General features: G+C 33.5%; 16 protein-coding genes. 2 read left to right on the top strand and 14 right to left on the bottom strand.

What is annotated here, in order from left to right; all coding sequences use genetic code 11:
• Positions 1–32: 32 nt before the first annotated feature.
• From MN581_RS04535 to MN581_RS04495, 9 genes are all read right to left on the bottom strand, one after another.
• The gene (locus tag MN581_RS04535) at positions 33–1,040 is read right to left on the bottom strand and encodes a lipoate--protein ligase (RefSeq protein ID WP_117972507.1); all 1,008 of its coding nucleotides are present in this window, start codon (positions 1,038–1,040) and stop codon (positions 33–35) included.
• Between the two features lie 12 nt (positions 1,041–1,052).
• A complete protein-coding gene (locus MN581_RS04530) occupies positions 1,053–1,787 on the bottom strand; it encodes an MBL fold metallo-hydrolase (RefSeq protein WP_241699277.1) in 735 nt (244 codons plus the stop codon).
• A 173-nt stretch (positions 1,788–1,960) separates the two neighbouring features.
• Positions 1,961–3,046: a M42 family metallopeptidase gene (locus MN581_RS04525; protein WP_117972505.1), complete on the bottom strand. Its 1,086-nt coding sequence runs from the start codon at positions 3,044–3,046 to the stop codon at positions 1,961–1,963.
• A gap of 309 nt (positions 3,047–3,355) precedes the next feature.
• The gene (locus MN581_RS04520) at positions 3,356–4,132 is read right to left on the bottom strand and encodes a hypothetical protein (protein WP_241699276.1); all 777 of its coding nucleotides are present in this window, start codon (positions 4,130–4,132) and stop codon (positions 3,356–3,358) included.
• A 104-nt stretch (positions 4,133–4,236) separates the two neighbouring features.
• A complete protein-coding gene (nrdG, locus tag MN581_RS04515; protein ID WP_117972503.1) occupies positions 4,237–4,815 on the bottom strand; it encodes an anaerobic ribonucleoside-triphosphate reductase activating protein in 579 nt (192 codons plus the stop codon).
• 44 nt (positions 4,816–4,859) lie between these two features.
• Positions 4,860–7,052 (bottom strand): anaerobic ribonucleoside-triphosphate reductase, encoded by a 2,193-nt coding sequence (gene nrdD / locus MN581_RS04510; RefSeq protein WP_117972502.1) that lies wholly within the window; start codon positions 7,050–7,052, stop codon positions 4,860–4,862.
• Between the two features lie 378 nt (positions 7,053–7,430).
• Complete coding sequence (gene rny, locus MN581_RS04505) at positions 7,431–8,987, bottom strand: ribonuclease Y (protein ID WP_117972501.1); 1,557 nt, start codon at positions 8,985–8,987, stop codon at positions 7,431–7,433.
• A 249-nt stretch (positions 8,988–9,236) separates the two neighbouring features.
• Entirely contained in the window at positions 9,237–10,295 is a 1,059-nt protein-coding gene (gene recA / locus MN581_RS04500) for a recombinase RecA (protein WP_117972500.1), read from the bottom strand.
• A 96-nt stretch (positions 10,296–10,391) separates the two neighbouring features.
• On the bottom strand, positions 10,392–11,606 hold the full coding sequence (locus MN581_RS04495) for a CinA family nicotinamide mononucleotide deamidase-related protein (RefSeq protein ID WP_158559370.1): 1,215 nt from the start codon (positions 11,604–11,606) through the stop codon (positions 10,392–10,394).
• A gap of 143 nt (positions 11,607–11,749) precedes the next feature.
• Here MN581_RS04495 and sdaAB point away from each other — a divergent pair, with 143 nt between their 5' ends.
• Positions 11,750–12,409 (top strand): L-serine ammonia-lyase, iron-sulfur-dependent subunit beta, encoded by a 660-nt coding sequence (gene sdaAB, locus MN581_RS04490; protein ID WP_117972498.1) that lies wholly within the window; start codon positions 11,750–11,752, stop codon positions 12,407–12,409.
• Positions 12,410–12,422: 13 nt separating this feature from the next.
• On the top strand, positions 12,423–13,298 hold the full coding sequence (gene sdaAA, locus MN581_RS04485) for an L-serine ammonia-lyase, iron-sulfur-dependent, subunit alpha (protein WP_117972497.1): 876 nt from the start codon (positions 12,423–12,425) through the stop codon (positions 13,296–13,298).
• Positions 13,299–13,350: 52 nt separating this feature from the next.
• Here sdaAA and MN581_RS04480 read toward each other — a convergent pair whose 3' ends face one another.
• From MN581_RS04480 to MN581_RS04460, 5 genes are all read right to left on the bottom strand, one after another.
• Complete coding sequence (locus tag MN581_RS04480) at positions 13,351–14,559, bottom strand: NAD(P)/FAD-dependent oxidoreductase (RefSeq protein WP_117972496.1); 1,209 nt, start codon at positions 14,557–14,559, stop codon at positions 13,351–13,353.
• A 96-nt stretch (positions 14,560–14,655) separates the two neighbouring features.
• Entirely contained in the window at positions 14,656–14,949 is a 294-nt protein-coding gene (locus MN581_RS04475; protein ID WP_117972495.1) for a hypothetical protein, read from the bottom strand.
• A 69-nt stretch (positions 14,950–15,018) separates the two neighbouring features.
• On the bottom strand, positions 15,019–16,800 hold the full coding sequence (gene uvrC / locus MN581_RS04470) for an excinuclease ABC subunit UvrC (RefSeq protein ID WP_241699275.1): 1,782 nt from the start codon (positions 16,798–16,800) through the stop codon (positions 15,019–15,021).
• A gap of 102 nt (positions 16,801–16,902) precedes the next feature.
• Positions 16,903–17,214, bottom strand: coding sequence for a thioredoxin (gene trxA / locus MN581_RS04465; protein ID WP_117972493.1), 312 nt, complete (start codon positions 17,212–17,214; stop codon positions 16,903–16,905).
• An 85-nt stretch (positions 17,215–17,299) separates the two neighbouring features.
• Positions 17,300–19,672 carry an endonuclease MutS2 gene (locus MN581_RS04460; RefSeq protein ID WP_241699274.1) on the bottom strand — a complete coding sequence of 791 codons (2,373 nt, stop codon included), beginning with the start codon at positions 19,670–19,672 and terminating at the stop codon, positions 17,300–17,302.
• Between the last annotated feature and the right edge of the window lie 10 nt (positions 19,673–19,682).

Here is a 19,682-nt window from a genome sequence, read left to right as displayed (position 1 = left end):
GTGCATCTCCTAATGAGATGCACGTCTTTTATTTAATACAATAATTCAATTAAATCACTTACTTCAATATTTCCAAAGTATTTTTTAACATCAATTTTTTCAACAGCTTTTGATATTGATTCTTTGTCATATTTGATTCCAGTAAGAATATCTTCCACATCAGCAATTTGACCTAATCCAAAGAAATCACCAAAAATACGAATCTCTTTAATTTCACCATCGGATACATTCATTTTTGCTTCAATTGAACCAATTGGGTATCTTTTACGTCGTACAATATCAAATTCAGGCGAACGACCGTAGTTCCAATCCCAATTACGATATAATTTATCAGAAATAGCATTGATTTTTTTCCAGTCTTCTTCTGTTAATTTATATTCATTTACATCATTAATATCTGTTGTTTCAAAGATTTTTAATAAAATTTCTTTTCTAAAATCTTTTGTTGACATATATTGGTAATCATCAGATAAAAAAGGTTTGATGTTAGTGACACGAGAACGAATTGATTTAATTCCTTTTGACTCAATCTTATCTTTTCTCACCTTTAATGCATTTACAACTTCATTCACATCGCTATCAAACATCAATGTTCCATGAGCAAACATACGACCATTTGTTGCATACATCGCATTTCCTGAGAATTTTTTATCGTCAATGACTAGATCATTTCTTCCTTTTAATTCTGCTCCTTCAACTCCTAGCTCATGAAGGGCATCAATAATCGGTTGAGTCACCTTCGCAAAATTTCTAAAGGATTCTCCATCATCTGGCATAATAAAACTAAAGTTTAAATTTCCTTCATCGTGATAAACTGCTCCCCCACCACTTAATCGACGAACCACATGAATACCATTATCTTCAACATAATCCATATTAATTTCTTCAATCGTATTTTGGTTACGTCCAATGATAATTGATGGCTCATTAATATAAAATAATAAAATTGGCTCATCTACTGGCATTTCCTGTAATAAAAATGTCTCAATAGCTAAGTTAATACGTGGGTCTGTTATTTCTTCATTTGATACATAAATCATCGATACATCTCCTTATAATGTCTTATTTAAATTAATTTTTGCAAGTTGAATTGGAATATCTCCAGCATAATATTGAGTCTGTTTTAAAACTTCATCTAAATCAAGGGATTGATTTAAATGACTAATGATTACTTGTTTAACATTAGCTTGTTTAGCTAATTCACCAGTTTCTTTGGTTGTTAGATGAGCTTTATGATGCTCATTACCTTCTAAAAAATAAGTATCAGTAATTAACAAATCAGCCTCTTGACAAAAATCAGATAGCCCTTCCAAATAGCCTGTATCTGCCGTAAACACAAACACTTTGCCTGTACTTTTTTCGACAATTCTTGTTGCAAAACAAGGAACAGGATGAACCGTACGTTTAAACGTTATTAGAAATGGACCCAGTTCAAGCTCTTGTGTTTCATGATAGGCAATACCTTTTGAAATACCTGTCATGGTTAGCTCATTAAATTTTTCCATATTTTCAGTATGACCATATATCAGCAATTCTTCCACAGGTTTTGTTGGTTTTAATTGGCGTAAATATTGTAAAACGCCTAAATCTGCCATGTGGTCATGATGATAATGAGTCAAAAGAACAGCATCTAACGTCAAAGGATCTAACTTTTCCTCTAACCTAACAAGTGTTGTACTTCCAGCATCTAATAACAATGAAAAATCATTTGATTGAACAAGGTATGATGTTGTACCTTCCCCTTGATAAGGGTAACCTCCCCAATAGCCTAATACAGTGATATCCATAATACGACTTCCTTTCCATACAATATTATCCTACGACTAGTCAATAAAAGATACAAATACTTTGGTAATATTATCAACTAATTCCTAAAATCATTCAATAAAAATCATTTTTTAAAACAATTTTGTTCTTTATAAAAAATAAACAGATACTTTTACGTACCTGTTCATTTCATTTAGTAAGATGTTAATTCTTTTACTTTATCAGCATCTAATCGTTTCACTACTTCTGTCACTAATTTAACAGTGTTTAAATAATCATCTTCATGAATAATAGATGTGTGCGAATGTAAGTAACGAGTTGCCACTGTAATCGCAAGTGATGGCACGCCATTACGTGTTAAATGTTGCATTCCAGCATCTGTTCCTCCACCTGTGATAACAGTATATTGGAATGGAATATCCAGTTCTTCTGCCACATCAATGACAAAATCACGCAATTTTCTGTGTGGAATCATTGACGCATCAAAAATTAAAATTTGTGGTCCTTCACCTAACACAGAATCCGCTTCTTTTGGTGTCATACCTGGTGTGTCTCCTGCAGTCCCTGTATCAAGAGCAAATGCAATATCAGGATTAACTAAATGAGTACTTGTTCTGGCACCACGTAATCCAACTTCTTCTTGTACATTACTTCCTGCAAATAAAATATTTGGATGACCTTCTTTAGCTAAATTTTCTAGTACTTTTAATGACACGGCCGTTCCAATACGATTATCCCATGCTTTTGCTAATAAATATTTTGAATCATTTAATCGTTTGTACTCAATGTAAGGCGTCACCATATCTCCTGGTTTGATGCCCCACTCATTTGCTTCTTCTTTACTTGTTGCGCCAATATCTATAAACATATCTGCAATATCATATGGTTGTTTTCTTGCTTCAGCAGACAAAACATGTGGTGGTTTTGAACCAATTACACCATGAATTTCTTTTCCATTAGATGTTGTGATAGTCACTTGTTGAGCCAGCATGACTTGTCCCCACCAACCACCTAATGTTTGGAATTCAATAAAGCCTTTATCAGTGACTTTAGTCACCATAAATCCAACTTCATCCATATGACCAGAAATTAAGACACGTGGGCCTTCCTTTTCACCAATGTGACGTGCATTAATCCCACCTAACCCATCAAACAATAATTTATCAGCATATGGCTCAGCATATTTTTTAAATAGTTCTGTCACCTGTGTTTCATTACCAGGTACGCCTTTTGCATCTGTTAATTCTTTTAAAAATAATTCTTCTTGTTTATCTAACAAACTAGTCACCTCTTTTTAATTTCATTAACTTTAGTATAACATTTTTAACCGAAATATAAAAAGATGAGAATTAATTCATTGAAAAAGTCTGACATTTTTTTAATTTTAAGATATATGCTCATTTTTTTCAATAAACCTATCAAGTAAACAAAAGAAATCGTCAACGTTTATTAAACCAAACGAAGCAAAAATGATTCCATCTGATTAAGTAAAAATGAAAAATTGGGGTGTTAATTATGTTATTAAAACAAAGATTAAACAAGAGTATTATATTCCTTAACACAAAAAAAAGAGGCTAGTAAGCCCCTTTCATGCTAGTTTAATCACATTTATTTTATCTTTATAAAAATGTTTGTCAAATACAACATCCTGATTTTCTATAGCAGAAATCGCACAAACAATCCCGTCTGTTACAATTTCTTCTGTCGATTTTTCCTCATCACTCAATCCTTTAGCCAATCCTAATAACATACCAGTATGATTTAATTTGCTAACGTCCAAGTGTTCAATAGAGACATCATACAATTCGTCAGTATGATTGAGATAACCAATACCTGCTTCATTATAAATAAAAACAAACGGAACATCCTCAAATAATGGATCTGTCATAATTTCTGAGGGCAACATCGTTGAAATAGTCTCTTTTGATAACGAAAGAAGATTTGACAATCTATTTTCTTGTACACAAATGGCATAAGGCTTACTATCCCCACTCAGCACTAATTTAAGTATATCGTCACAACCATCAAATACAACACGTTGATTATCAGTTACTTTTGTTAATAAGGATTGACACATCATTTGTGTATTATCCACTTTATCTGCAGTTAATACAATTGCTCCTATTCCTTCAATTAATGTTTGATAATCTTGTTCATCATGGCTATATAAAATACTTGGTTGGTCATTCAGCTGGATAAACTGTTGCTCAAATAAAGAATCCACTTGACTATCATCAGTAAAAAATACTAACGTTGGCACATCATTTAATATTGGATATAAATGTTCCATTACTTTTTGTTGTTCCGCTATTTTTTGCTGTACTTCTGGTGTTTGTTGTTGAAATAAATTAACTGAGACTATCATATGACCCACCCCTAATGTTTGATACGTTAATTATCACAAATACTTTTAACTTTTTAAGGATAAAATCATAAAAAAAAGATGAATACTATACGCATTCATCCATTTCAACGGAAATAGGCTTCTTTATCTAAACATTTTTCCCAAATCACCACATTAGATTCAACCAGGGATTGTGGGACATCGATAATTCGTTGATTACTACTTCCTCGAAATTGCAAACTTAAATCTCTCTTTTCCAACTCAAATCGACCATCAACTAACACATCCACATAGCTCAGTAATTCTAATTTATCATCTGTTTCTTCCAAGAGTTCTTCAAATGTATAGCCTGTCCACGACCAAATATCTTTTGTGTGACCAAATTCTTTTCTAACACGTTTAACTAATGACAAGCATACTTCTGTATTTAAGAAAGGTTCTCCCCCAAGTAATGTTAATCCTTGTACATAATCATGTGATAAATCCTCTATTATTCTATCTTCTAGTTCGTTAGTATAAGGTGTTCCATATCTAAAATTTTGGATGGCTCGATTAAAACATCCCTTACAAGCAAATAAACAACCACTAACATAAATACTGCAACGAACACCTTCTCCATCTACAAACATAAAGGGTTTATAGTCAGCAATGTATCCTTTACTATATTTAGCAGAGTCCCACTCTTTTGGTTTTGGATTTCTCATTTCTATACTCCTTTAAAAAATAAAAAAGAGTGTGATACTCTTTTTTATTTCATATGTTTTACTCGTGATGAAATTTCTTTATGACGACCATGAACCATTGGTCTTGCTTGTGGGTTACCTAAGTAGCCACATGTTCGTTTTACTACATCACATGTTTTTGGGTCATTATTGTGACATTGTGGACATTCAAAACCACGTTCAGTTGGGTTAAAATCCCCCTCAAAACCACATTCATAACAATGATCAATTGGGGTATTAGTACCTAAATACCCAACTTTATCATAAGCATAATCCCACACCGCTTCTAATGCTTTTCTATTTTGTTGCAAGACTGGATATTCACAGTAATGAATGAACCCTCCTGAACAATATTTAGGGTAATCTTTTTCAAAATCTAATTTTTCAAATGGCGTAGGATTTTTTCTCACATCATAGTGAAAACTATTTGTGTAGTATTCTTTATCTGTAATATGTTCAATCTCCCCAAATTTTTCTTTATCTAAACGACAGAAACGATCCGTTAAACTTTCACTAGGTGTTGAATATACGCTAAAGTGATAACCATACTCATCGCCCCATGCATCAGTATGTTGTTTTAGATATTTCAATATTTCTAAAGTAAATTCTTTTGCTTCAGGATTATCTTCCCATTCTCCACCAAAAAATGATGAAGCCACTTCATACAACCCGATATAACCAAGTGATACAGTTGCTCGTTTATTTTTAAATAATTCATCAACTGACTCATTTTTGTTCAATCTATTGCCAAATGCACCGTACATATATAAAATAGGCGCATTAGCTGGTCCTGCTTCTTTACATCTTTTCACACGAAAAATCAGAGCATCTTTAGCAATAGATAAACGCTCATCTAACATTGACCAAAATGTTTCTATGTGACCCTTAGCTTCCAACGCGATGCGTGGCAAATTCAATGTCACTACGCCTAAATTCATACGTCCAGCATTAACTTCTTTGCCTGTCTCGTCTTTCCAACCTTGTAAAAATGATCGACATCCCATTGGTACTTTAAAACTACCAGTTAACTCAACAATTTTATCGTAATTCAATATGTCAGGATACATTCTTTTAGTCGCACATTCTAACGCTAACTCTTTGATATCGTAATTTGGATCACTTGGTTTCAAGTTAACACCATCTTTAATCGTAAAAATTAATTTTGGGAAAATCGCTGTACGATGTTCTCCTCCAAGCCCCTTAATACGATTTAAAAAAATTGCTCGTTGAATTTCTCGCTCAAACCAATCCGTTCCAAGACCAAATCCTAATGAAGTGAATGGCGTTTGGCCGTTAGAAGTAAATAATGTATTAATTTCATACTCTAAACTTTGCATAGAATCATAAATATCTTTACTTGTTTTTTGTTTTGCATATTCATCGTGTTTAGACTCATCATCTATCCATTGCTTAGCATCTTCTAAATGTTTTTCATAATTTTTTTTCGCAAATGGTGCTAAAAACTCATCGATTCGATTAGCTGAACAGCCACCATACTGGCTAGATGCTACGTTAGCAATAATTTGTGAAATTTGTGCTGTTGCCGTTTGAATTGACTTAGGAGGCTCAACTTCAGCATTTCCAATTTTAAATCCATTATTCAACATACTCTCAAAATCAATTAAACAACAATTTGTCATAGGTGAATAGGGATGATAGTCTAAATCATGATAATGAATTTCACCTTTCTGATGAGCATTTGCCACATGGGGAGGCAACATTCTCAAACCGATTGATTTTCCAACAATTCCTGCAGTCAAATCTCTTTGGGTGTTAAATACATCACTATCTTTATTCGCATTTTCATTTACTAAACGTTGATCCTTATTTAGTAATTTCTCAATTGTCACATTAATATCTGTTGATTCTGCTCGTTCAAAATCCCGCTTAGTTCGATAATTTATATATTCTTGAGCTAAAGAATATTCACGATTTTCAAGAAGTATATGTTCGACGATATTTTGAATCTCATAAATTTTCACATCTTTAGAAAAACGAGATGTAATCTCAGAAACAATTTTAAATACTAATTCATCAATTTTTCTAATAGATAAATCATCAATTGGACCATTTATTTTATTTTCTGCTTTCAGTAGTGCCGCTGTTATTTTTGCAATGTCAAAATCAACCGTACGTCCATCTCTTTTAATGACATTAATCGTATCAATTTCTTCTGATATTTTGCTCATTTTTTCGCTTGGTTCTGCTGTTTCTATCATTATCATCTAACTCCCTTAATATATTCAATTAATATCTTATCCCAACGAAAGTCTTTTTTCAACTATATATAGTATATATTTTTGTTACAAAAGATTTAAAAACACTATATATAGTATAAATATTGGTTTGATAATATCTTTTATTTGTCAATAGTTGTTTTGTTTTTTTATTCACTTAATCATAAAAAAATGAACTATTCTGTATTAAAAGAATATTCCATTTTTTTATCTATCATTTCTTACTTTTCATTTTTTATAAAAAATCTAATCGTCATTAAAAATGCTGCAATAACAAATAGTCGTTTACCTTTATTAAATTTTGTAAATAAAAAAACAGATGAATTTCTCCATCTGTTTTTTGTTTCTTATTGGTAAACGTTATTTAGCATAATCAACTGCTCTAACTTCACGAACAACCGTTACTTTAATGTGTCCAGGATATTCAAGCTCGTCTTCTATTCTCTTACGAATGTCATGAACCAATATAACGGCTTCGTCATCTGTCACTTCACTTGGTTTCACTACAACTCTAATTTCTCTACCAGCCTGTATTGCGAAACTTGTTTCAACACCAGGGAAATCATTAGCAATTCCTTCTAAACGTTCTAAACGTTTAATATAGTTTTCCAATGACTCACTTCTTGCTCCTGGTCGAGCAGCTGATAAAGCGTCTGCTGCTGCAACTAAGACAGAGATTACAGAAGTTGCTTCTACATCACCATGATGAGAGGCAACAGCATTTATTACTACTGGATTTTCTTTATATTTACTTACTAACTCTGTTCCTATTTCAACATGAGAGCCATCTACTTCATGATCTAAAGCCTTACCAATATCATGTAGTAATCCAGCTCTACGTGCTAACGTTGCATCTTCTCCTAATTCCTCAGCTAAGACACCAGCTAGTTTTGCTACTTCGATTGAGTGATTTAAAACATTTTGACCATAACTTGTTCTAAATCTTAAACGACCAAGTATTTTAATTAAATCAGGGTGTAATGAATGAACTCCCACTTCAAATGCTGCGTTCTCACCGTACTCGCGAATCCGTTCATCCATTTCCTTACGAGATTTTTCCACCATCTCTTCAATTCTAGCTGGATGAATACGACCATCTTGAATTAATTTTTCCAATGTCATTCGAGCAATTTCTCGTCTAATTGGATCAAATCCAGATAAGACGACTGCTTCTGGTGTATCATCAATAATCAAATCAATACCTGTTAATGTTTCAAGTGTTCGTATATTTCGGCCTTCTCGTCCGATAATTCGACCTTTCATATCATCGTTTGGTAATGTAACAACTGTCACTGTCAATTCAGAGATCTGGTCAGCAGCACTTCGCTGAATCGCTAAAGCTAACATATTACGTGCTTTACGATCTACTTCATCTTTTACACGTTGTTCACTTTCTTTAATCAACATTGCCCGATCATGTGACAATTCTGCTTTCATGTCGTTCATGATAATGTTTTGTGCTTCATCTTTAGATAGACTGGCAATACGCTCTAATTCTATCTCTTGTTTTTCAATTAAGGTCGATACCTCTTTTTCCCGCTCATCAATCAATTGTTTCCTTGAATCAAGTTTTTCCTCTTTTTCTTCAAGTGAACGTTCGCGTTTTTCTAAAGAGTCATCTTTTCGATCAAGATTGTTTTCCCTTTGTAACAGTCTATTTTCTTGATTTTTTAATTCAGCTCTTTCTTCCTTCAGCTCACTTTCGATTTCGAATCGGTATTGTTGATTCAGTTCTTTTGCTTCCAACAAATGCTCTTTTTTTAGAGTCTCAGCCTCTTTCTTGGCTTGTCGAATAATTCCGGTGGCAGTATTATTCGCACCCTCTATAGACCTCTTATGTCGAGTCATGGCAATAAAATAGCCAATTGCTAGACCTACAATTAAACCGATGATAGCAAGGAGTATTGTAGCAGCCATAAAAACACCTCCATACTATCTTTATTATTGTGTTATTCGTAGATGTAAAACATATTACTATGACTTAAATCATATATAAAATATGAGTGTATATATTTAACTATACATTATATATTCTAATCTTTGTTAAAAGGAGTGTCAACTTAAAAAAGAGGCTAAACAACAAAGCATAAAAAAATAAACTACTGTCTAAATTAATAGAATAACATAATTCGTTATTATTACTTTAAACAGTAGTTTATTATACAATTAATCTTCGGATTCGACAGACATTTCCTCTAATTTTTCATTTTCTTCTTCTACCTCTTCAGGTTTTACACCATCCATATTATAAGCTAAACGTACTTTTTGATAAATCTCTTCCATCATCTCTGAGTGTTCAGCCAAATATTTTTTCGCATTTTCACGGCCTTGACCAATACGTTCATCTTGATAAGAATACCAGGCACCACTTTTATTGACGATGTCTTTATCTGCAGCCATGTCCAGTAATTCGCCTTCTTGCGAAATTCCTTCACCATACATAATATCTACTTCTGCTATTCTAAAAGGTGGCGCCACTTTATTTTTAACGACTTTAATTTTTGTACGGTTACCAATGATATCGGTCCCTGATTTTAATTGTTCTGCACGACGAACTTCTAAACGGACTGTTGCATAAAATTTCAATGCACGCCCACCTGGTGTTGTTTCTGGATTTCCAAACATCACACCAACTTTTTCACGGATTTGATTAATAAAGATAGCAATGGTTTTGGTTTTATTAATTGTTCCTGATAATTTTCTTAAAGCCTGAGACATTAAACGAGCTTGCAGACCAACATGTGAATCTCCCATTTCTCCATCAATTTCAGCTCTTGGTACAAGTGCTGCAACAGAATCGACTACAACAATATCAATTGCTCCACTTGAAACTAGTGCTTCCGCAATATTTAACCCCTGTTCTCCAGTATCCGGCTGTGATAACAATAGCTCATCAATATTAACTCCTAACGCGCTTGCATATTTAGGATCTAATGCATGCTCTGCATCGATAAAGGCAGCCGTCCCGCCAGCTTTTTGAACTGAAGCAATAGCGTGTAGTGCAACCGTTGTTTTACCAGAACTTTCTGGACCGTAAACTTCCACAATTCTTCCTCGTGGGTATCCGCCAACACCTAAGGCAGAATCTAAAGCAAGAGAGCCACTAGATACTGTTGAAATTTGTGTATCCACTTTCTCTCCCAATTTCATTACTGAACCTTTACCAAAATCTTTTTCTATTTTTTTTAACGCAGCATCTAAGGCTGCTTTACGATTATCTGCCATGTATGTACCTCCAGTTATTTTATCTCTTCACTCTTTAATATACTTTTTTTTAATCAAAAAAGCAAGAAAAAAGCGAACAAATATTCGCGTTCCCGATTAACTATTTAATCGTATAAAATTGTATCCATGCTTTATAGCACCGTCTTTCATATAAGATAAGTGACGTTTAAATATTCTTTTTTTACAGATAATATCTTCTTTATTAGCCAAGAAAAACCAAATAATCCCTTCAGGTAATTCATCATTTCCATGACTCACATCTCCTAATAACACCATTACATAATCTGTTTGAAACATCTCTAATCCTGATTTTGCTAACTCTTTCCCGAGCGTGTTATCGTCACTTACCTCAATTGTTTGATTAAATATAGAAGATAACATGCTCTTACTATTGACGTTGAATCCTGCTTTTACAACTTGTTCCCCACCAGCTACCTCAGTCCCTACAGTAAAAAAACGACCATCCGTTAATAGATCAATCACTGATAATGTTTTTCCTTGTTTCTTTAATTGGTTAATAACAACTTCTTGAATGGTTAATTCTTCTCCATAACCATAAAAATAACGCTTTTCAATATCTAATATTTTTTCTTCCATTTCATCTAATAACTCTTTAGCCGTATCTAAATTTGAGCTCTGTGCCGTAAGTCTTAACATCACTTCATTTGACTTAGCATAAGGTGCTACTGTTGGATTAGTTTGCGCATCGATAATGTCTGATAAATCTGTTACTAACTGCGACTCGCCAATATCAATAAATCGTAAATAACGCGATACCAATTCCTTATGGTGTGGAGATAGTTTTCTGAGTAGAGGTTTAGCTTCTTGTTCAAACATAGCCGTTAATTCACTTGGTGGCCCTGGTAAAAGTAGATAATTAACACCATTCACTTCAATAAAAGCACCACATGCCAAACCTGTTGGATTTTTTAATGTTATGCCTTTCTTAAAGGTAAGTGCTTGTTTTTTATTATTTTCTGGCATGACTTTATCTGTCGATGAAAACAAATGGTAAATCTTTTCTAGAGATTCTTTATCATATTCTAACGGTTCATTAATAAATTCACTCACTGCTTCTTTTGTTAAATCATCTGTTGTTGGCCCCAACCCTCCACACAAAATAATTAACTCACTTCTTTTTGAAGCTAAATTCAAGGTATCTATTAAACGTTTTTTATTATCTCCAACTGTTGTTTCAAAATAAACTTCATAACCTAAATCAGCTAACTCTTTCGACAAAAAAGCGCCATTTGTATTAATAATTTGCCCCAACAGTAATTCAGTTCCTACTACAATCAGTTCTGTTTTCATTCTTATTCCTCCACTCATAAATTAAAATACGCTTTTTCCTATTTTATCACATTATATTTAAATAAAAAAAAGACTAAGTTTACAATAAAATCAACCTTTCATGATAAACTAAAATCAAATAATAATATATACGGAGGTAAATCATGGGGCAATATAATAGCGTTTTCGACATCATTGGACCAGTCATGATAGGACCTAGCAGTTCACATACTGCTGGTGCTGCAAGAATTGGAAAAGTCATCCGACGTATTTTAGGTGAACAGCCACTTTCTGTTGATATCTATTTATATGAGTCTTTTGCAAAAACTTATCGTGGTCATGGAACTGATATCGCGTTAGTTGGTGGGTTACTTGGGATGGATCCAGATGATGACCGTTTAGCCAAATCCTTGGAAATCGCTCATGAAAAAGGAATGGAAGTAGCTTTTATACCTAAAATTGAAAAAGCTGACCATCCTAATCAAGTTAAAATGATATTAAAAACAAAAGATCGTAGCATGACATGTACTGGTATCTCTATTGGTGGTGGATCCATTCAAATTTCTGAACTTAATGGTTTTAAAATTAATTTAGATTTTTCAACACCAACCTACATTACTTTCCATCAGGATAAACCAGGAGTTGTTGCTAACGTAACGCGACTGTTATCTGAAAAAAATATTAACATCAGCACCATGACATTAACAAGAGAAGCCAAAGGAGAAAAAGCTATGATGATTATCGAGGTAGATAATCGTGTGGATGGCTTACTCGATTCTCTGAGACAAATTGAACATATTGATGCGGTTGATTTTTTCAACTAGAAAGGAGACAAACATGTTTGAAACAATTGAAGAATTAATTACTTTAGCAAATGAACATGGTTCAATTGCCGAAGCTATGATCCAAACAGAAATAGATGTTTCACAGCGACCACGTGATGTGATTATCGCTCATATGGAAAAAAATCTTTCTATTATGTTAGCCTCAATTGAAAAAGGGGTAAAAGGTGTTACTTCTGTAACCGGTTTAACTGGTGGAGATGCTCCTAGGATGAATGACTATGTCAATCAAGGAAACTTTTTAAGTGGTGAAACTATTTTACGTGCTGTACAAAATGCCATAGCAGTTAATGAAGTTAACGCTGAAATGGGGTTAATTTGTGCCACACCTACTGCTGGTAGCGCTGGAGTTGCTGCTGGAGTATTATCTGCTTTAACAGATAAACGTGATTTAACAAAAGAACAACAAATCAACTTTTTATTTGCAGCTGGTGCTATCGGTTTAGTCATTGCAAATAATGCTTCAATTAGTGGTGCTGCTGGTGGGTGCCAAGCAGAGATTGGATCAGCTAGTGCTATGGCAAGTGGTGCTTTAGTCGAAACGTGTGGTGGAACACCTGAACAAGCATCTCATGCTGTTGCAATAACCCTTATCAATATGCTAGGTCTTATCTGTGACCCAGTTGCTGGGTTAGTTGAGATACCTTGTATTAAAAGAAATGCCTTAGGTGCTTCCCAAGCATTTATTTCTGCTGATATGGCTTTAGCAGGAGTTAAAAGTGTTATTCCTGTAGATGAAGTAATCGAAGCGATGCATCAAGTCGGAATGCAAATGCCCTCTGCTTTTAAAGAAACTGCTGAAGGTGGATTAGCAGCAACTAAAACAGGTAAAAAAATTATGCATCAACTTTACAATAATCAACCTAAATAAAATAAGCACCTTGTTAGACTTCAATCTAATAAGGTGCTCTTTATTCTTATTTTTAATGATAATAATCAAAACGGCCTTTTTTAAGAAGTGTTCCTGCAGTCCCAACATCAAGAAGAGATTTATTGATAATACTTTTCTTAACAATTGATCCCATATATCCTTTAACTTCTTTTCCACCAAGGATTTGGCCCATCCCAACATTATTACCAATTGAAGCTACCGTTCCTAAAGATTTAAAAGTAAAGGCTTCAGTAGGTTGGTTGTTCAATAAGCGAGCTAAGTTGTTTGCAGCTGCTTCACCTTGTTTAATTGCGATTTGAGCTGTCGTTGGAAATGGTCGACCAGATTCTTCATCCATTACGGCACTCACATCACCAATCATAAAGATATCAGGGTAACCTTCAACGCGTAAATCTTTTTCCACCATCACACGTCCACGACGTTCTGCAAATCCAGATTCTCCAACAACATGGCTTCCTTTAACCCCTGTTGTCCAAATAATTGTATGTGCATGAACTTCTTTTAGTTCACCATTTTCTTCATAAACAACTGTATTTTCTTTAATTTCTTTAATTGGTGTGCCAACTTTAAATGTCACACCACGTTTTTTTAATACGTCAATGCCAAATTGACCAAGTTTTTCTGAAAACATTGGCAATAAGGTTGGCATTGCTTCAATACAAGTAATTTTCACTTTATCCATTGGGAAATTCATTGTTTTCGCCAATTTTGGAATACGGTTTGTAATCTCACCTAAATATTCAATACTTGTAAAACCAGCACCACATACTACTATTGATAAATCTAATTCATTTTTAGATTGTTGATAATTAGATAACATTTTATCTAGGTGTGCTTGTGCTGCTTCTGCTGTTTTAATATTTACTAATGGCAAAGAAAATTCATCTACACCTGGAATGCCAAATGTTTCTGATTCAAAACCTAATGCCATTACTAAATAGTCATATGATAGCTCACCATTGTTTTCTAACAATACTTTTTTATCATCTTTTTCAACCTTAATAACAGTATCTTTTATAAATTCAACTTTTTTTGTATCAATAACATCCACAATATTAAATGTTATTTTACTTGCTGGTTCTGTTCCAGCAGCTACTTCGTGTAATTGCGTTGATTCATAATGATAATCATTTTTATTCACTAAAACGATATCCGCCTCAACATTTTTCTTGCTCAATTCTTTAGCTGTCTTTAGGCCTGCATAGCCTGCCCCCAAAATAACGACTCTTGGTCTGCTCATTTTTTATTCCCTCCAACTTTTAGTCCATCGACACTATATGATTTTTTCACAAAAAAGTCAATTTTTTTGACTGTGACTTTTTAAACAAACATGTTTCTATTTTTTTAGCGTTCTAGAGTAGTACCAAATACTAATAATTGTCACTAAACTCACAAATGCACCGTATATCAATAGATGATTCACAAATTCACTTCTTGAAAGTCCAAATGAATTTAATTCAGTTAAAATAACACCTAATCCTAAAATAAACCCACTCATGGTTAATTGAGATGATTTAGCTAATACTTCTAAACCCAACTGATTTTTTTTTGCTTTACTTACTTGACGATAATAAATAAACATACTGACAAAAATGATAAGTAACGTAACGATTTGTATAATTAAATTCATAGTTAAGGCTCCTCTATTATCGAATTAAAAAAACATGCTTTAAATTGTAACATTTTTTTTATCATTTGACTATTTTTTTATTGCTTTAAAATGTTGGTATACATTAGTTGCGACTCGTTGAGGTAAGCCTGATTTAATCAAATCTTGAATACTTGCTTCCTCAATTTTTTTCATCGATTTAAATTTTGTCAATAATTGTTTTTTACGCTTTGGTCCAAGACCATCTATACCATCTAATTTAGAGGCAAAACTTGTTTTACTACGTGTTGAACGATGAAACGTAATAGCGAATCGATGGACCTCATCTTGTATGCGCTGAAGCAAAAAGAATTCAGATGAATTACGTTTTAACGGAATAACTTCCAAATCTGGACCAAATAATAACTCACTTGTTTTATGTTGATCATTTTTTGCTAATCCTGCAATTGGTATATCTAAACCTAATTGATTATCTAACACATCCTGAGCTGCATGTACTTGTCCTTTCCCACCATCAATTAAGATTAAATCTGGCATTGGTAAATTGTCCTTTATTACTCGCGAATACCTTCGATAAATCACTTCTTTCATTGAGGCATAATCATCTGGACCTTCAACTGTTTTAATTTTAAATTTGCGATAGTCTTTTTTTGATGGTTTTCCATCAATATAAACTACCATCGCAGAAACAGGATCTACTCCCATGATATTCGAGTTATCAAATGCTTCTATTCTATTAGGTATTGGAATATTCATTGCTTGTCCTAGCTTTTCTACCGCCCCAATCGTTCTATCTTCTTTTCGTTCAATCAAATTAAACTGTTCTTCCAAATAAATTTTGGCATTTTTATTAGCTAATTCGACTAAATCTTTTTTTTCACCACGTTGAGGTTGTAATATTTTAGTTGGAATCATTGCTTCTACAAGCGTCTTATCCAATTCTTTTGGTAGTAAAATTTCTTTCGGAATAAAATGATGATTTTCTTGATAAAACTGGCCGATAAATGTCAGCATATCTTCTTCTGGCTCATTATAAAAGGGAAAATCGAACACATTTCTTTCAATAAGTTTACCTTGTCTAACAAAAAAGACTTGAACAACCATCCATCCTTTATCTGCATAATAACCAAAAACATCGCGATCAACAAAATCTGCATTCGTCATTTTTTGTTTGGTCATCACACTTTGAATAGACTGAATTTGATCACGATATTCTGCCGCTTTTTCAAACTCCATATTTTCAGAGGCTTTTATCATTTTTCCTTCAATTTCTTTTTGAATCTCGGTATAACCACCATTTAAAAACTTTTTAATTTCTTCTACCATCTCTTTGTACTTCGCTTCTACCACTGGGTTCACACATGGTCCTAAACATTGTCCCATATGATAATATAAACATACTTCATTTGGTAGATTTTTACATTTTCTAAGTGGATAGATTTTATCTAGTAGTCGCTTGGTTTCATTGGCTGCTTTGACATCAGGATACGGGCCAAAGTAAATGGCGTTATCTTTCAATACTTTTCTAGTAATAAGCAGTCTTGGTGCTTTTTCATTGGTAATTTTAATAAAGGGATAGCTCTTATCATCTTTTAACATGATGTTATATTTCGGCATATTTTTTTGAATTAAATTAATTTCTAACAATAGAGCTTCCGTGTTCGACTCTGTAATAATCGTTTCAAAATCTACAATCTCGCTAACTAGTCGTTGTGTCTTCTCATCATGCGTCCCTGTAAAATAAGACCGCACACGATTTTTTAAAATTTTCGCCTTACCAACATATATAATGGTATTATGTTTATCTTTCATCAAATAACAGCCTGGTTGATCCGGTAACAAAGCTAATTTATTTTTTATTCTTTCGTTCACTAGTTCAATCTCCTTGTACTCTCTCTTTATCAAGTCAAGTATACAATTTGTTGAAAAAAAAATCATTCCACAGTGACTATTCACCATAGAATGATTTTAATTTTAAAGATATTTATTAAATACTTGTTCTAATTGTGGTTTTTGTTGGACACCAACCATTTGTTCAACAACTTGACCATCTTTTTTAAGTAGTAATGTTGGAATACTCATAATTCCGTGTGCTTGACTTGTTTGAGGGTTTTCATCCACATTTACTTTAACAATTTTTACTTTGTCTTGGTATTCTGTTGCAATACCATCTAAAATAGGTCCTTGCATACGACATGGTCCACACCAAGGTGCCCAAAAGTCTACCAATACTAATCCTTCATCTGTTTCTGCTGCAAAATTTGCATCTGTAATATTTTCTACCATATTCATTCATCTCCTAAATCATCTTTTATTTTATAAACTGATTATACCATCGGGGGTAGTAAAGAACTAACAATCTGCTCACTTTTTAGAAAGTTACAATTGTCGCGCCGTCTCCACCTTGATTGCTAGGAGCAAAATTATATTTTTTTACTCGACGATTATTTTTCAAGTACTCTTGTACCCCTTGTTTTAAAGCACCTGTTCCACGTCCGTGAACAATTGTTACTTGAGGATAACCTGCAAGTAATGCTGCATCAATGTATTGATCAACTTCTGCTAAGGCATCTTCATAACGTTTACCACGTAAATCCAGTTGAGTTGAAACTGATTGACGACTACCGCCACCATCACTTTTCACCGTTGATACACGCATGCGAGATTCTTTCTCTGGTGCAATTCGTGTCATGCCATCTTCTGAGACAGTCATCTTCAGAATACCTAATTGAACTTGCCACTCTTTATTGCCAACTTTCTCAATCAATGTTCCTCTTTGACCAAATGCTTCAACTAAAACATCATCACCAACTTTAAATGTTTTTTTCTCTTTCGCTTTTTTCAAGACTTTATTTTTCTTCAAGTGCGTTTCATCATGTTTTAGATTTTCTAATCCTGATTTAACTTCAATCAATTCATGTTCTTTAACGGATTGATTATTCCCTGTTCTTAGTTGCATTTGACGAATCTCTTTAATCATTTTTTCCGATTCTTCTTGCGCTTTACTGATGACTTCATTTGCTTCTTTTTTCGCTTTATTCATCTCTTTTTCACGTTCAGTAAAGAATCGTTCATACGCTTCTTTTAAATCATGATAAAGATTTTCCGCCTCATCAGCATAGTGACGCATTTCCAAATATTCGGTTTCCGTCATTTTCCGTTGATTTTCTAAATCAGAAATCATATCATTTAAATCTTGGCTTTCTCCGTCAATAAGTTGTTTAGATTGCTCAATGATATCAGGTGATAACCCTAAACGTTTTGATATTTCAAACGCGTTACTTCGACCAGGAATTCCAATTAACAAATGATATGTTGGACTAAGTGTATCAACATCAAATTCCATACTAGCATTAATTGTATTTGGACGATTATAGCCATAAACTTTTAACTCAGGGTAGTGAGTCGTTGCCATAACATAGGCGCCGATTTCTCCCACTTTATCTAGAATAGAAATAGCCAATGCTGCTCCTTCTTGTGGATCTGTCCCCGCTCCTAACTCATCAAATAATACCAAACTATCTGAATCAAGATTATCTAAAATTGACACAATATTTGTCATATGTGAAGAGAACGTTGATAAATTCTGTTCAATTGATTGCTCGTCCCCAATATCTGCATAAATATTTGAAAAGATTCCAATACTACTTTCTTCTCCAACAGGAATTGGTAACCCTGATTGCCCCATTAATTGAAGTAATCCTAATGTTTTAAGCGTAATCGTCTTACCACCTGTATTCGGTCCAGTGATGACCACAGCTTGATACTCTTTACCAATTACAATATCATTTGGTACCACAACATCTTCATCAATTAGTGGATGTCTAGCTTGTTTAAGGTTAACATCCTTGTCCTCGCTCAATCTTGGCACAACAGCTTTCAATTGTTTACCAAATAATGCTTTACTATTAATGAAATCTAGTTTACCTAAAACATAGGCATTTTGTAAAATATCTTGTCTGTAAGGTTCTAATTCATTAGAAAGCTCAGCTAAAATACGCTCGATTTCTTTTCTTTCAGCAATTTGGTGTTGTCTTAAACGATTATTTAATTCAACTACTTGCCTTGGCTCAACAAAAACTGTTTGACCAGATGCACTTTGATCATGAACAACACCACCAAAATGACTGCGATACTCACTTTTTACTGGGATAACATAGCGATCATTTCTCATTGTCACGATCGTATCACTCAAGTAATTTGAATTTTTTCCACGAAGTATGCCATCAAGCTGTTCTCTAACTGCTTGCTCTGACCGTCTAATACTTTGTCTAATTTGTTTTAATTCAGGTGACGCGTCATCTGTTACATGACCATCTTCATCAATTGATAATCGAATGATTTTTGATAAATCAGGTAACGCAATCATTTTTTCTGACCAATCATATAATCGATGTAAAGCAACCTCAGCATCATTTAAATCATCAAAAAAGGATTGAATCTCTAATACTGTTCTTAGCACACGTCCAACTTGAGCTAACTCAACCCCATTAAGCATGGCACCTATTTCAATTCGTTTCATATGTGGTTTAATATTTTCTAAAATCGGCATAGGAATCCCACCACGCAAACGTAGAACTGTCATCCCATCTTCCGTTTCCATTAACGCTTCTTCTATCTCATCATATGAATGAGAAGCCTTTAACTCACTCACATGCTCTAATCCTGATTTTGTCACAATATGTTGTGATAATAATTGTTTCACTTTATCAAATTCTAAAATGTCTTCTATTGTCTTTTTCATTCTATTTCAC

The sequence above is a fragment of the Vagococcus sp. CY53-2 genome (genome assembly GCF_022604695.1).
In the GTDB taxonomy this organism is placed as follows: Bacteria; Bacillota; Bacilli; order Lactobacillales; family Vagococcaceae; genus Vagococcus.
Note: the sequence above shows the minus strand (reverse complement) of the source record. Positions and strands in the feature narration are given on the sequence as shown.

Coding starts and splice junctions, on each gene's coding strand:
- MN581_RS04535 (WP_117972507.1), bottom strand. CDS start 1,040: ATGATTTATGTATCAAATGAAGAAATAACAGACCCACGTATTAACTTA.
- MN581_RS04530 (WP_241699277.1), bottom strand. CDS start 1,787: ATGGATATCACTGTATTAGGCTATTGGGGAGGTTACCCTTATCAAGGG.
- MN581_RS04520 (WP_241699276.1), bottom strand. CDS start 4,132: ATGATAGTCTCAGTTAATTTATTTCAACAACAAACACCAGAAGTACAG.
- nrdG (WP_117972503.1), bottom strand. CDS start 4,815: ATGAGAAATCCAAAACCAAAAGAGTGGGACTCTGCTAAATATAGTAAA.
- nrdD (WP_117972502.1), bottom strand. CDS start 7,052: ATGATAGAAACAGCAGAACCAAGCGAAAAAATGAGCAAAATATCAGAA.
- rny (WP_117972501.1), bottom strand. CDS start 8,987: ATGGCTGCTACAATACTCCTTGCTATCATCGGTTTAATTGTAGGTCTA.
- recA (WP_117972500.1), bottom strand. CDS start 10,295: ATGGCAGATAATCGTAAAGCAGCCTTAGATGCTGCGTTAAAAAAAATA.
- MN581_RS04495 (WP_158559370.1), bottom strand. CDS start 11,606: ATGAAAACAGAACTGATTGTAGTAGGAACTGAATTACTGTTGGGGCAA.
- sdaAB (WP_117972498.1), top strand. CDS start 11,750: ATGGGGCAATATAATAGCGTTTTCGACATCATTGGACCAGTCATGATA.
- sdaAA (WP_117972497.1), top strand. CDS start 12,423: ATGTTTGAAACAATTGAAGAATTAATTACTTTAGCAAATGAACATGGT.
- MN581_RS04480 (WP_117972496.1), bottom strand. CDS start 14,559: ATGAGCAGACCAAGAGTCGTTATTTTGGGGGCAGGCTATGCAGGCCTA.
- MN581_RS04475 (WP_117972495.1), bottom strand. CDS start 14,949: ATGAATTTAATTATACAAATCGTTACGTTACTTATCATTTTTGTCAGT.
- trxA (WP_117972493.1), bottom strand. CDS start 17,214: ATGGTAGAAAATATTACAGATGCAAATTTTGCAGCAGAAACAGATGAA.
- MN581_RS04460 (WP_241699274.1), bottom strand. CDS start 19,672: ATGAAAAAGACAATAGAAGACATTTTAGAATTTGATAAAGTGAAACAA.